Here is a 13,451-nt window from a genome sequence, read left to right as displayed (position 1 = left end):
GCCCGTCGACGCGGCGGGCAGTCCGGCCGCCGGGCCGACCGGCAGATCGACCAGGCCCACCGACCGGGCCCATCGAACAGGCCCACCGACCAGGCCGCCGACCGGCCAAGAGGAGCAGCCGTGCAGACCCAGCCCCGGGCACGGACCAGCGGCCGCTCCCTCGACCACCCCGCGCCGGCGGAGATCCGGGTGGAGGGCGTGCTCCACGCGCTCTCGGATCCGATGCGCCTGCGGATCGTACGGATGCTGGAGGCGGCCGGCACCGAGCAGTCGTGCTCCGTCTTCGACCTGCCGGTGTCCAAGTCCACCAGCACGCACCACTTCCGCGTGCTCCGCGAGAGCGGCGTGATCAACCAGGTCTACCGCGGCACGGCCAAGATGAGCGAGCTGCGCCGCGACGACCTGGACGCGCTCTTCCCCGGTCTGCTCGACAGCGTCCTGACGGCCGCGCACCGCCAGGACGAGAGGCTCGGCGAGGGCTGAGAAGCGCTGATGAGCGGGGCGGGAACGCTCACGCCCGCCCGTTCGCAGCGGTCAGCAGCCCCTCCCAGTCGGCGATCTTCACCGTCGTACGGCCCAGCGAACGCCCCAGCGCCGCCTCCGCCGCCTCGATGCCGAGCCAACCCGGCCACTCCACCACGGCCCCGTTCAACCGCCGCAGTTCGGCCCGGGGATCGGCCGCCGTGGGCCGCTCCGCGAGGGCACCGGCGTCCGCGAGGAGCGAGGCGACCGTCTCCTTCGCGCAGGAGCGGTTGGTGCCGATCACCCCGGTCGGGCCCCGTTTGATCCACCCGGCGACGTACTCGCCCGGGGAGGGCGCCCCCGCCCGCAGCACCCGCCCCCGCTCGTGCGGCACCGTCCCGCGCTGCGTGTCGAACGGCAGCCCCGCCAACGGCACGCCCCGGTACCCCACCGACCGCAGGACCAACTCCGCCTCGACGTCCTCGAACACGCCCGTGCCGACCACGCCGCCCCGCCCGTCCGGCGCGGTCCTCTCGAAGCGCACGGCGCGCACCGCGTCCTCGCCGAGCACCGCGACCGGCCGCAGGAAGAAGCGCAGCCGGATGGCGCGGGAGAGGCCGCGGGGCGGGGCGTCGCACCAGCCGCGGATGACCTCCACATTGCGCCGGTTGGCGGCGGGCAGCCCCGACGGATCGGCGAAGTCCGGGTCGAGGGCGGCCTCTTCGGCCCGTACGGACACCTCCGCGCCCGGCAGCGTGCCCAGTTCGCGGAGCTCTTTGGTGGTGAACTTCGCCTGCGCCGGGCCCCGCCGTCCCACCAGGTGGATGTCCGACACCCGGCTGTCGGCCAGGGCCCGCAGCGCGGCGTCCGGAACGTCGGTGGGGCGCAACTCCTCGGAGCCGCGCGCCAGTACACGTGCCACGTCGACCGCCACGTTGCCGACCCCGATGACGACGGCGGAACGCGCGCCGAGTACGAAGCCGCCGGGCGGGGAGTCCGGGTGGGCGCTGTACCAGGAGACGAACTCGGTGGCGGAGAAGCTGCCCGGCAGGTCCTCGCCGGGCACCCCGAGCCGCCGGTCCGTACCGGCGCCCACGCAGTAGACGACCGCGTGATAGAGGTCGAGCAGTTGGCGGGCGGGCACCCCCGCCTCCCCGACCAGCACATTGCCCAGGAAGGCGATGCGCGGATGCTCAAGCACGGTACGCAGGTTGTTCTGCAGCGACTTGATCTTCTCGTGGTCGGGGGCGACGCCGTACCGCACCAGACCGTACGGGCAGGGCAGCCGGTCCAGGACGTCCACCGCCACCCCTGGCACGGACTCCTGCTGGACGAGCGCTTGCGCGGTGTAGACCCCGCTCGGCCCTGACCCGACGACCGCGACACGAAGCACGGCGGAGCTCCTTCCCGAGGGATGCGACCAGCATCCCACCGGGGAGCGAAACGGGGGAGGCGCGCATTCGGCGCGTCCCGGTACACATCACGCGCGATCGCGCGTCGATGTCCGGACCGGGACGGACTGGGCTGGGCTGGGCTGGGCCAGGTTGGACCGGGCTGGGCCAGGTCGGACCAGCCCGGTCCAGGTTGCGCCAAGGGCGGCGGCGCCGCGCGCGCTCCCGCCGTCGAACAGGTCAGACGAAGAACGCGTTCATCCCGGTTACGTCCGAAAGGTAGGTCTCGATCGCGCTGATCCGGCCGTCGCGCAGGAAGCAGACCGTGGCCAGGTACTCGTCCAGCACCACCCCGTCGCGGGCAGCGGTGTTGTGCAGGGAGAGGGCCAGGTTGTCGCGGCTGACCAGGACGCGCTCGAACTCGAAGCGCACGCCGTAGCCGGCGATGAGCCTGACCCGCTCGACCACCGCGTCCGCGCCGCGGGCCGTACCGGAGATCTTGTTGTCGCCGGGCAGGGTCCAGACGGCGTCGTCGGTGAGCAGGGAGCAGATCAGGTCCCAGTCGGCGGTGATGAGCCCGGTGTGGAAGCGCTCGGCGATACGGGCCTTCTCGGCATCGCCCGGAACGGCGGTCGGGCTGTTGGGGGTGGTGGGCTGAGGGGACATGCGGCTGCCTCCGGTAGTCGTGCGGTCGGTGCGGGCGCCCGTGGAAACCACCCTCCCCGGGGCGGCCGAGAAAGAAAAATGCCGCGATGAACAGCACCTTATGCGCCTCTTGCATAATGTGCTGATGAGCATGGACGAGCTGCGCTGGTTCCTCACGGTGGCGGAGACCGAGCACGTCACCGAGGCCGCCGCGCTGGCCGGCGTCTCGCAGCCCACCCTGTCCCGCGCGATCGGCCGTCTGGAGCGCCGGCTCGGCACACCGCTGTTCGACCGGGACCGCAACCGGCTGCGGCTCAACGACTGCGGCCGCGTCTACCGGCGGCACGCCCGGCGCGCGCTGGAGGAGCTGGAGACGGCCCAGGACCGCATCACCGCCCTGCGCGCTCCCGTCCGGGACGCCCTGCGGCTGGCGTTCGTGCACTCGCTCGGCGGCTGGCTGGTACCCGAACTCCTCGGCGGTTACCAACGAGACTGGCCCGACACGCGACTGACCCTCCATCAGGAATCCGCGGAGCATGTGCGGGACCTGCTGCTGGAAGGCGCCGCGGAACTGGCCCTCACCGGCCCGCGGCCGGCCGGCGGCCAGTGGGAGTGGCTGCCGCTGTACGAGGAGGAGCTGAGGCTCGCCGTACCGGCGGGGCACCGGCTCGCGGACCGCGCCTCGGCGCGGCTGACCGACCTGGCGGACGAGCGGCTGATCATCATGCGCCAGTCCACCGGGCTGCGGGAGATCACCTGCCAGATCTTCCACCGGGCGGGGGTCACCCCCTCGGTGGCCCTTGAGGCGGGGGAAGTCGCCACCATCGCGGGCCTGGTCGGCAGCGGGCTCGGCGTCTCGGTCGTTCCGGCCGGGGGCGGCGGAGCCCCGCCGAGGGACGACGTACGGCTGATCCCGCTCGCCGAGCCCGACGCCTTCCGCGGTGTCGGCCTGCTCTGGCGCCGGGACCGGCCCACGTCCCCGGCCGGCCGCCGCTTCCGCGAGTTCGCCGCGCGCTGGAGCGAGCGGGGGAGTCGGTAGGGGCGGCGGCCCCGTATTCGGAACGCTCAGCCGTTTTCCGGCAGCAGGAAGTCCGAAACCGCCTTCGTGAACTCCTCCGGGGCCGCGTGGTGGACCAGATGACCGACCGGGATGGTGACCAGGCGGCCGCCGGGAAGCCGCCGGGCCAGTTCGGCGACGCCGCTCTGGGGCACATGGCTGGCGGGCCCGCCGCCCACCACCAGGGATTCGGCGGTGATCCGGCCGAGCCGCTCCAGCCACTCGGGATCGGGTGTGTCGATCTGCCGTCTGATGGCGGGCACCACCTCCCAGTCGAAGGTCAGGTCGCCCTCCGGCCTGGTCGGGGCGGTCGGTTTCCGGGGGAGCGGCAGCGGAACGTCCTCCAGGACGAGCCGGTTCACACGCCGCGGGACGTCGGCCGCGAGCAGATAGGCCACGGCCCCGCCCATGGAGTGCCCGATCAGGTCGATGCGGTCGAGCCCCAGCGCGTCCAGGAACCGGACCACGTCGGTCCGCATGAGTTCGAGCGAGTACGCGCCCGGCCGGTCGCTTCGGCCGTGACCGCGCAGATCGAGGGCGTACACGCGTCGGCCGCGGGCGAGGGCGGGCGTCACCGCCGCCCAGTCGTCGGAGTTCTCGCCGAGCGCGTGCAGCAGGACGAGCGGCGGGGCGTCCGGCGGCCCGGTCACCTGGTAGGCCAGCCGGATACCGCCCACGTCGACCGCGTGATGATCAGCCATGGCCGGAGCGTAGGCGGCCGGGGGCGTCCGGAGGGACGCCGTTCACCATCGGCCGAACCGCGGCTGTCCGATGGCGGGTGCGCACCTCTCGAACCGCGGCCGTTGCGTCCCGGCCTCTCCGGCCTCTCCGGCCGCGGTCCGTCCTGCCTCGGCCCGTCGAACCACGGCCTTTCGGCCAATGGCGCGCGCCCGGAACCACGGCCTCCGGCCGACGGCTCGGATCTCAACAAGGTTCGCAGCGGCAGGGTACGTCCCGAAACGCGGCTGTTCGCCCATGGCGTACGTCCCGAATCGCGGCTGTCGGTCGGCTTCTCCCAGCGTCTCCCGACGTCTCCTGACATCACCCGAACTACCGCCCTCCGTCGGCTTCCTGGTGCCCAGACCACACGATCCGGCCTCGGATTTCTGGTTTTCCAAGATCGTTTGAAGTGTGTGGCCTGTGAATGTGATGCTGAGCGCGGGCCTGCCCGAACCCCCGCCGAACAGCGGGTTCGGCAGCCTCCGCACGGAACACGGAGTCAGGGAGCGGCGTGGAGCAGGACCTCGATCGCGGAGGGCAGCGGCATGACGGAACGGAGGCGGTGAACGGTTCACCGGACCAGGAGGGCCAGGGCCGTACATCACCGGGCCAGGGGGCCCGTACGCCATCGGTCCACGAGGCCCGTACACCATCGGACCGCGAGGCCCATACGTCACCGGACCAGGAAGCCCGTACGTCACTGCGGTCCGCGTGCGGATCGACGCGCGTCAGCTTCCGCGCCGGACAGTGGCGGGGCCGCCCCCGCGCCACCTCGGTACGAGCCGAGTCCGGGTCGCCCGCGGAAGCCTCCGCCCTGCTGCTGCGAGAACTGCCCGGCTGGCTGGTGGTCACCGACGACAGCGTGGCCGCCCCGCTGGCCGAGTCCGGGGCCGAAGTCCAGCGGCGGGCCCACCGCTACGGCTGGGACCTGTCCGTACGCCCTCCCGACCCTCGATGGGCGCAGCCCGCGCTCCCTGCCCCGCTCCGCCTCCGCCCCGCCGCCGAGATACCGGCGGACAGCCTGCGGGAACTGTGGCTGGCCGCGTACGCCGCCGGCCACCCCGACCGGGCGCGCTACGAGCGCGCGGACGACGGACTCGCGACCCTCACCAGCCTGTGGCGCGGCGAACTGCTGGGGCCGACGCTGCCCTTCAGCGCCGTGGCCGTGGACGACCGGGGCCCCGTCGCGGTGCTGGCAGTCCACGCGTTGGAGCGGCCCTGGATCACCCAGATCTTCAGAGACCCCACGCCGCGCGGGCGCGGTCTGGGCTCCGCGCTGCTGCGGTACGCGCTCACCGCGGCGGCCGAGTACGGGCTGTCCGAGCTGGGCGCGTCGGTGACCGCCGGCAACGTCCGGTCCAGCCGGATGTTCGAGAGCATCGGATTCCGGCAGCTCGGCGACAGCGTCGATCTGAGACTCCCCGCCGGCCCCTGAGGTCCGGCCGAGAGCGGTCACCCCCGGCCGGCCCGGCCAGAGCCCCCCACCCGCACAAGCTCTGGCCGCACCCCGCCACGTTTCCGCCTTTCCTACCCCCAGCTCCAGTCCTCCAGTTCCCGCTTCCCGATTCGACTGATGAGAGCCCCCCACCATGTCTGACCCGATGTCCGACCCGACCCTCGTAATCATCGACGGCCCCGGCGGCCCCACGCCGGACTGGTACTTGTCCAGGCTCTGCCCCGACTACGACGTCCACGTCCTCTGGCGTCCCGGCCCGAACCCCGCCGCCGACGAATGGCGCGCGCGTACCTTCGACGCGTGGTGCGCGAACGTCAGCGTGCCCGCCGGCGCCGACCTCACCGACTACACGGTGGAGTACGCGAAACGCCACTCGGCGGACGGCATCGTGGCGTTCAGCGAGATCCCGGTGGTCGAGGCGCACACCGCCGCCGCGGAACTGGGCCTGCCGGGCAATCCGCACGAGTCGCTGCCCGCGCTGCGCAACAAGACGCGGCAGCGGGCCGCGCTCCGGGCGGCGGGCGTGCCCGTACCCCGGTTCGCCGAGGTGCGCACGGCGGAGGAGTTCCACGAGGCCCGGAATACGGTCGGGCTGCCCGCAGTGCTGAAGCCCGTCGTCGGGGCCGGCAGCATGGCCACCCACGCGGTGGGCGCGGACGACGATCTGGACGAGATCTGGGCGCAGGCGTGCCACGCGTTCGTGAACGACCCGCGCGGCGGCGCACATCCCCTGTTCATCCTGGAACAGCGGCTGATCGGCTCGGAGTGGTACCCGGACGCGCGGTACGGCGACCACGTCAGCGTCGAGTCCATCGTGCGGCGCGGTACGGCCACGCACCTCGCGGTGACCGACAAGTTCCCGCTGTCGCCGCCCTTCCGCGAGAACGGCGGCATGCTCCCGTCGGTGCTGCCGCCGGAGCGCGTCCGCGAGATCGAAGCGTGCGCGACGGCCGCCGTCGAAGCCCTCGGCCTCACCGACTCCGCGGTCCACACCGAGTTCAAGCTCACCGCCGAGGGCCCGATGGTGATCGAGGTGAACTGCCGGATAGGCGGCGGGGCGGTCGAGATGCTGCACCACAGCGCCGGTTACGACTATGTGGCGGCCACCGCGGCCGTCGCGACGGGCGGGTCCCTGCCCACCGCCCCCGAACCGCACCGCTACGCGGGCCGGCTGATACCGCAGCCGCCCGACCGCCCCGTCGTCCTGTCACGCGTGCCCTCGGCCTCCGAGGTGCTCGCGATCCCCGGCGTCCGTGAGGTCGTCCTGCCGCACGCGGTCGGCGCCCGCCTCTCCCCGGAGCGGGGCAGCACCAACTACCTGACCGCCGCCATCGCCGTGACCGACCGGCCGGAACAGCTGCTCGACTGCTTCGACCGGCTGACCGCACCGGGCCTGTTCACCTTCCACGGCCCCGACGAGCCCGCGGCCGGCTGACGGCAGCGCCTGCGACGGCGGTGGACCCGGTGCCACCGCCGACGAGTTCTCCCGCACGCTCTCGCCCTCCGCACACCGCTGAAATCGCCCTGGATTCCCCGGCCGGCCGAGTGAACCGCCGGGCGGGGACACTCGGAGCCGACCGGCGCGTCCTGCGCGCCGTCGCCGCGGCCGGGCGGGGGAGACTGGGCGGCATGACTGTCAAAGGCGTCCTGTTCGACTTCTCCGGCACCCTCTTTCACGCCGAGCCCACACAGTCCTGGCTCCGTGCCGCCCTGAGCGATACCGAAACCCACGTCGACGAGGGGGAGTTCGCACGGCTCGTGCGGCTGCTGGACGGGGCGGGTGCACTGCCCGGCGGCACGGCTCCCCGCGCCGTTCCCGCGCACCTGGCCGAGGCGTGGGCCCGGCGCGACGAGAGCGCGGAACTGCACCGCGCCGCGTATGTGGGACTGGCGCGTCAAGTGCCGTTGCCGCGGCCCGAGTTGTACGAGGCGCTGTACGCGCGGCACATGGAGCCGGCCGCCTGGCGCCCGTATCCGGACGCCGCCGACGTGCTGGGCGAGCTGCGGCGCCGGGGCGTCCGTACCGCCGTGGTCAGCAACATCGGCTGGGACCTGCGCCCGGTCTTCCGCGCCCACGGCCTGGACGGCGACGTCGACGCGTACGTCCTCTCGTACGAGCACGGCGTGCAGAAACCCCGGCCGCGGCTCTTCCACGTGGCCTGCGACGCCCTCGGACTCGCGCCCGGCGACACGCTCATGGTCGGCGACGATCGGCGCGCCGACGCGGGGGCGGGTGCGATCGGCTGCGCGGTGCACCTGGTCGACAAAGTGCCCCCGGCGGAACGGCCGGACGCGCTCCGTTCCGTGCTCGATCTCGTCGGATGAGTGCCCTGGCCCGGGTGCGGGGGCGACTCGGTCGCAGTCAGAGCCGTCGGCGGAGGAAAACGCGCAAGAAAAAACCGCCTATTTCGGGCGATCCCCCGCGTCGCCCGAAATAGGCGGAGATACCGGACTGCGCCTGCTCAGGAGGGCAGACGTCCGGATACCCTCTGAGTATATTGGCTCGGAGCCAGTCAACGCAGGAGTTACAGCATGTCCCCGCGCAGCGCGTCGGTCAATGAGGAGTTACGCCGCCGTTCCCGTGAACGTCTCTTGCAGGCGACGGTCGAACTCGTCGGCGAACGCGGGTACGAGGCGACCACGCTCGCGCACATCGCCGACCGGGCGGGGGCCGCGCGGGGTCTGGTGTCGTACTACTTCCCCGGCAAGCGGCAGCTCCTGCAGTCCGCCGTGCACCGGCTGATGCACCTGGAACTGGCGGCCGGACTGGAGCGGGAGCCGCGGACCGACGACGGACGGGAACTCCTCGCGCGGGCCATCGACGCCGTCCTGGGCCTCGCCCGGGACCGGCCGCTGCTCATGCGTACGCACATGGCCGGCATCCTCCAGGCGGAAGGTTTCATCCAGTGCCCGGAGCAGCAGCGGCTCGCGACGCTGCTGCGCGACACGGTGGTGAGCTACGGTTCGCCCGACCCGGACACCGACTACCGGCTGCTGCGCGCGCTGCTGATGGGCGCGGTGGTGGCGGTGCTGCTCCCGGGGGCGCCGATGCCCACGTCCCGGCTGCGGGCCGAACTCTTCCAGCGGTACGAACTGGAGTGGACGCTCGGCGTTCCGCCGGCCGACACTCCGCCGAACCTCGCGCCGCCGGGCACCGGGCCGCCGCAGGTGAACGGGCAGGGGTAGCGCGGGGGAACCGGGGCCGGGCGGGCCGTTCGGTCCCGGTTCCCCCGTGTCTGCTGCCGGTCCAGTCCGATCCGACCCCAGTCCAATCTGGTCCGGTCCTATGTGGTTCAGTCCGGTCCAGTCCGGCCGGTTTCAGTCCGTGGCGACGGTGTGCAGGACGCGGCGCGGCGCCGGGGCCTCCTCGCCGTTCATGGCGGCGGCGAGCCGCAGATGCGGCACCGCCTCGGCCGCCCGGCCGGCCCGCTCCAGCGTGCGGCCGAGCATCAGGTGCGCGTACGCCTCGGCGGGATCGCGCTCCAGAACGCGCCGCAGTTCCGACTCGGCCCGGCCCAGCTGCGCCGAGTGGAAGTACGCGCGGGCGAGCAGCATCCGGGCCGCGAGGTGGTCCGGCTCCTGGTCGACTACGGGCGTCAGGATGCGGGCGGCTTCGGCGTAGTCCTTGGCCTCGATGTAGAGGTGGGCGCGCTCGTACTCCTCGGCGAGGGGGAAGGGGGTGGCCGGGGTGAAGTTCGGGAACTGCGTCATGGGTCGCTCCTCTCCTCCCCGCCAACATGAATGAAGCTTGAACTATTTCCGGCGGGGCGCGGGGGAGGGAGGCGTGGAGCGCGGCTCACGCGCTGCCGGTCCGTATCGCGGTGGAGGCCACCGTGGCGTAGCGCATGGTGAAGCCGCCTCCCGCCGCGTCGACGGCGGCTCCGACGCCCGACAGCACCTCCTCCAGTTGCGCGGGCGGGAGCGTGGTGTGGACACCGGTGGTGGACAGCAGGTCCAGCCACTCGTCGCGTGCGTAGGTCCACTCCCAGTCGAATCGCCATCTCTCCGGAACGCCGTACGCGCCCGCCTCCCGCATCCCGTCGGCCGCCTTGTCGCACAGCGCCGTGTAGCCGTCGACGGCCGAGGCCGTCCATTGGCGGGCCGCGAGCGAGTCGGGCAGTACGCGGTCGTAGACGTCGGCGACGGCTTCCATGAGCCCGGGCGGCAGTTGACCCGCGTTCCAGAACACGGCGAGCCGGCCGCCCGGCCGCAGCGCCCGCGCCGCCTTGGCCGCGCCCGCGACCGGGTCCACCCAGTGCCACGCCTGCGCGGCGACGACCGCGTCGAACGTCCGCCCGGCCGGGTCCCAGGCTTCGAACGTCGAGACCTCGACCGGGAGTCCGCGCCGCCGGGCGAGTTCGGCCATCCGCGCGTCGGCGTCGACGCCCAGGACCCCGCATCCGGCCGCCTCGAACTGCTGGGCCGCGATGCCGGTACCGCAGCCGACATCGAGAACGCCGGGTGCGCGGCCGGGGCTGGCGTCCGGGCCTGAGCGGGTCGCGGCGATCCGGTCGATCAGTGCTCGGGGGTAGCGGGGCCGGGCCCGGTCGTAGCGCTCGGCGTCCACGCCGAACGACTCCGCCATCCTGCGGTGCTGATGGGGCTCGGGGGCAGGGCGGGGCGACTGCCCCGGAGGTATGGTGGGCATGTGCCCACTATGAGTGGGCGCCCGCCCACTCGTCAACGCGGGCGGGCGAACGAGGCGAGGAGGAGATCCACGGTGCCGACCGGCGTAGCCATCCACGACGCGCGCGAGCAGTTGTTCGTCGCCGCCGAGCGCGTCCTGCTCCGGGACGGACCGAGCGCGCTGACCAGCCGGGCGGTCACCACCGAGGCCGGCTGCGCCAAGGGCGTGCTGCATCGGCATTTCGCCGACTTCGACGCGTTCCTCGCCGACCTCGTGCTGGACCGCGTCGCCCGGATCGACGGCCAAGCCGCCGACCTGCGCGGCCGCGCGGGAGCCGGGACCGTCGCGGACAACCTCACCGGGGCGCTGACGGACCTGTTCGAGTCGGTCGCCGTGGCGATCGTCGGCCTGGTCATCTCCAGGGACGACCTGCGCGCCCGGCTCCGCCGGACCACGCCGACCGGAATTCCGGTACTGAACGAGGCCACGGTCATGATCGCCTCATACCTCACCGCCGAACGCGAACTCGGCCGCATCGCGGCGGACGCCGACATCGACACCCTCGCCCCCATGCTGATCGGCACCGGCCACATGCTCTTCGCCGACCGCAAGGGCACACCGCCGGAGACCGGAACCGTCCACAAGGCCGTCGCGGCCATGATCGTGGGAGCGGAACGTACGTCTCAAGGGTGAGCGGGCCGGGCGCCGCCTGCCGGCTTGACGGCGACCCGGGCCCGTACGCCCCAGGGTCAGCGGCGACCGCACGCCGCCGATCTCGTCGGTGCTTTGAGCGGCGCTGCCCCAGAGCCCTGCCGGCGGTCGCGGCGCCTGCCGTCCTACCGGGCCCGGCGACGCTCCGGCCCCTCGGCGCGAACACGCGCAGCCGCCCCGCCGGGTTAGTCAGTGCCGGCCGCCCCGCGGTCTCGCGTACCGCCGTGCCGGGGCAGCGATGTTCCGGAACTGTCAGCGCGAACATGCCGCGCCGCTCAGTCGCCCCTTTCGGCGCTCCGGGGGTGAGCGGTATCAGCGCGAACCGCACCGCCGCCCCGCCGGACAAGGGCGGCCCGGGCCCGTACGCCCCGCCCTGCTGCACCGACCCCGCCCTCAGCGGCGACCGCTCTGTCTCCACCGCCCGTGTCCGTACGCCCCCGCCGACCCCATCAGCAGCGCCGCCCCCAGCAGCGTGCCGCCGGCCACGTCCGAGAGCCAGTGCACGCCCAGGTACACCCTGGTGAAGCCCACCCCGACGACGGACACCGTCGCTACGACCGCGGCGGCCCGGACCCACGCCTTCCGCGCGCCGTGCAGCACCAGCAGCCACACCAGCAGCCCGCACACCACCATCGCCGTCAACGCGTGCCCGGAAGGGAACGCGGAGTACCGCGCCGAGTCCACCGGGTCGGGCCAGTGCGGGCGCTCCCGCCCCACCGCCGCCTTCAGCCCCTGCTGGAGGGCCGTTCCCACGACCGCTGTGCCCGCCGCCCAGAGCGCGAGCGGCAGCTCCCGCCGCCATACGAGCCAGGCCGCCACCGCTACCAGCGCCGCTCTCATCGCGGTCGGCGACCACACCCAGTCGGTCAGCACCCGTCCGGTCCGCGTGAGGCCGGGATGCGTGACGGCCACGTGGTGCAGCCCCTCGGCCACCCGCCGGTCCGCCGACATCAGCGGCCCCCACTCCACCGCGACCAGTACCAGGAGCGCGGCGGACGCGGCGGCGAGCAGTGCGCTCGCCCACAGGCAGCGGACCGCGCACCGGGCTCGCGGAGAATCCAGAGGCGTGGCGCGCGCGGCGGATGGCGGCGGCGGGAGCGGAATCGGCATGCGCAGATCGTCGCCGATCCCGCGCTCGCCCGCTATCGTGATGTGTTTCGCCGTCTACGGGCCGCCCGTTATCGCCGTACGTTCCGCCGCCCGCGGGGCCGCCCGCTGCCGCCGTGTCCGCCGCCGTACGTTCCGATCCCCGGACCCGTCCGCTGCCGCCGCCGTCCGTACCGGTCTCCGGATCGATCTGTTCGGTCCATCCGATCCATCCGGTCCATCCAGTCCGTCCGCTAGCGCAGCGCGCTCAGCCCCGGCACGAACGCGACCAGCAGCGGCACGACGGGAACCAGCGCCGCCGCGGCCGTCAGCCGCAGCCGCCGCCCCGCCGTGAGTCGCGGCGCGGCCGACAGCAGCCGGTGAACGCGCTGCGGAACCTGGGCCACTTGGCTCGGACAGGGCCCGAACACGCCCCGGTCCTCGTTGAGTTGGACCAGCGCGAGCGCGATCGTCAGCCGCCCGAAGCGCCGCGAGGCGACGTCGTCGGCCGCCAACTCGACCAGCCGGTGCACCTGGTCGCGGAACCCGGCGAACACCGGCACCTGCGGAAAACCGGATGCCAGCGCCGACGAGCAGTGCAGCAGCCAGTCGTGGCGGGCGCGCGCGTGGCCCTGTTCGTGCGCGAGGACCGCGTCCAGCTGCGCCCCCTTGAGCCGTCGCAGCGCCGCCGTCGTGATCACCAACTGGGCCGAGGCGCCGCCCGGCAGCCACCACGCGTCCGGCCGGTGGCCCTCCAGGACGACCAGGCGGTCCGCTCCGGCCTCCTCGCCGGGGAGCAGCGGGGAGCGTACGAGCAACTCGGCGCGGCGCTGCTTGCGGCGGGCGCGCGCGCCGCGGATCTCGCGCGTCAGCATCGCGGCCGTCCATACGGCGCCGCAGGCGAGGGCGACGGCCACCGGCGCGGCCCACGGCCCGTACGCCGTGAGCGCGTAAGCCTCCATCACGCCGCGCGGTGCGGGCGCGAAGACGTTGCCGCGCACGGCATCCCACGCCGACGCGGCGCTCAGCGCCATCGCGAGGGCGCAGCAGAGCAGCACGGCCACCACCACGCACTGCCATACCCACAGGGCCAGCACGGGTTCGCGATCGGGCCAGTCGGAACGGGTCAGCACGCGCGGCGCCATCGCCGCGACCAGCCCGCCGAGGACCAGCAGTGCGAGCGGGACCATCATGGCCGTCAGCCTATGAGTGCGGGACTGCGCCGGGGTACGGTCCCGCGTGGGAAGTGACGTATGCCACTCGGGTGCACTCGGGCGCCATGGACGGCCCGGCGGC

At 73.5% G+C, this 13,451-nt stretch carries 14 protein-coding genes; 7 read left to right on the top strand and 7 right to left on the bottom strand.

Annotated elements, in window-relative coordinates; genetic code table 11:
• The first annotated feature begins 120 nt into the window (after positions 1-120).
• Positions 121-483 carry a helix-turn-helix transcriptional regulator gene (locus AB0I22_RS16685; protein WP_363131498.1) on the top strand — a complete coding sequence of 121 codons (363 nt, stop codon included), beginning with the start codon at positions 121-123 and terminating at the stop codon, positions 481-483.
• 28 nt (positions 484-511) lie between these two features.
• On the opposite strand, the gene AB0I22_RS16680 is transcribed toward AB0I22_RS16685, so the two are convergent.
• A complete protein-coding gene (locus AB0I22_RS16680; RefSeq protein WP_363131497.1) occupies positions 512-1,855 on the bottom strand; it encodes an FAD-dependent oxidoreductase in 1,344 nt (447 codons plus the stop codon).
• Positions 1,856-2,093: 238 nt separating this feature from the next.
• Entirely contained in the window at positions 2,094-2,519 is a 426-nt protein-coding gene (locus tag AB0I22_RS16675) for a nuclear transport factor 2 family protein (RefSeq protein WP_363131496.1), read from the bottom strand.
• A gap of 124 nt (positions 2,520-2,643) precedes the next feature.
• Between AB0I22_RS16675 and AB0I22_RS16670 the strand changes: the two genes are divergently transcribed.
• Positions 2,644-3,537: a LysR family transcriptional regulator gene (locus tag AB0I22_RS16670; RefSeq protein ID WP_363131495.1), complete on the top strand. Its 894-nt coding sequence runs from the start codon at positions 2,644-2,646 to the stop codon at positions 3,535-3,537.
• 26 nt (positions 3,538-3,563) lie between these two features.
• Here AB0I22_RS16670 and AB0I22_RS16665 read toward each other — a convergent pair whose 3' ends face one another.
• Entirely contained in the window at positions 3,564-4,256 is a 693-nt protein-coding gene (locus AB0I22_RS16665) for an alpha/beta fold hydrolase (protein ID WP_363131494.1), read from the bottom strand.
• 581 nt (positions 4,257-4,837) lie between these two features.
• On the opposite strand from AB0I22_RS16665, the gene AB0I22_RS16660 reads away from it, so the two are divergent.
• The 4 genes from AB0I22_RS16660 to AB0I22_RS16645 all read left to right on the top strand — a co-directional run bounded on the left by AB0I22_RS16660 (position 4,838) and on the right by AB0I22_RS16645 (position 8,917).
• A complete protein-coding gene (locus AB0I22_RS16660; RefSeq protein ID WP_363131493.1) occupies positions 4,838-5,710 on the top strand; it encodes a GNAT family N-acetyltransferase in 873 nt (290 codons plus the stop codon).
• Positions 5,711-5,864: 154 nt separating this feature from the next.
• Positions 5,865-7,166 carry an ATP-grasp domain-containing protein gene (locus tag AB0I22_RS16655; protein ID WP_363131492.1) on the top strand — a complete coding sequence of 434 codons (1,302 nt, stop codon included), beginning with the start codon at positions 5,865-5,867 and terminating at the stop codon, positions 7,164-7,166.
• A gap of 194 nt (positions 7,167-7,360) precedes the next feature.
• Positions 7,361-8,056, top strand: coding sequence for an HAD-IA family hydrolase (locus AB0I22_RS16650; protein ID WP_363131491.1), 696 nt, complete (start codon positions 7,361-7,363; stop codon positions 8,054-8,056).
• Positions 8,057-8,263: 207 nt separating this feature from the next.
• Entirely contained in the window at positions 8,264-8,917 is a 654-nt protein-coding gene (locus AB0I22_RS16645; RefSeq protein WP_363131490.1) for a helix-turn-helix domain-containing protein, read from the top strand.
• 132 nt (positions 8,918-9,049) lie between these two features.
• Here the strand turns inward: AB0I22_RS16645 and AB0I22_RS16640 are convergent, their stop codons facing one another.
• Positions 9,050-9,442, bottom strand: a complete 393-nt coding sequence (locus AB0I22_RS16640) for a tetratricopeptide repeat protein (RefSeq protein WP_363131489.1) — start codon at positions 9,440-9,442, stop codon at positions 9,050-9,052.
• Positions 9,443-9,527: 85 nt separating this feature from the next.
• Positions 9,528-10,379, bottom strand: coding sequence for a class I SAM-dependent methyltransferase (locus AB0I22_RS16635; RefSeq protein WP_363131488.1), 852 nt, complete (start codon positions 10,377-10,379; stop codon positions 9,528-9,530).
• Between the two features lie 72 nt (positions 10,380-10,451).
• Here AB0I22_RS16635 and AB0I22_RS16630 point away from each other — a divergent pair, with 72 nt between their 5' ends.
• A complete protein-coding gene (locus AB0I22_RS16630; protein WP_363131487.1) occupies positions 10,452-11,051 on the top strand; it encodes a TetR family transcriptional regulator in 600 nt (199 codons plus the stop codon).
• 411 nt (positions 11,052-11,462) lie between these two features.
• On the opposite strand, the gene AB0I22_RS16625 is transcribed toward AB0I22_RS16630, so the two are convergent.
• Together AB0I22_RS16625 and AB0I22_RS16620 are read right to left on the bottom strand one after the other, a co-directional pair.
• On the bottom strand, positions 11,463-12,179 hold the full coding sequence (locus AB0I22_RS16625; protein ID WP_363131486.1) for a phosphatase PAP2 family protein: 717 nt from the start codon (positions 12,177-12,179) through the stop codon (positions 11,463-11,465).
• Positions 12,180-12,409: 230 nt separating this feature from the next.
• Entirely contained in the window at positions 12,410-13,348 is a 939-nt protein-coding gene (locus AB0I22_RS16620; RefSeq protein WP_363131485.1) for a M56 family metallopeptidase, read from the bottom strand.
• Between the last annotated feature and the right edge of the window lie 103 nt (positions 13,349-13,451).

Source organism: Streptomyces sp. NPDC050610 (genome assembly GCF_040654875.1).
In the GTDB taxonomy this organism is placed as follows: domain Bacteria; phylum Actinomycetota; class Actinomycetes; order Streptomycetales; family Streptomycetaceae; genus Streptomyces.
Note: the sequence above shows the minus strand (reverse complement) of the source record. Positions and strands in the feature narration are given on the sequence as shown.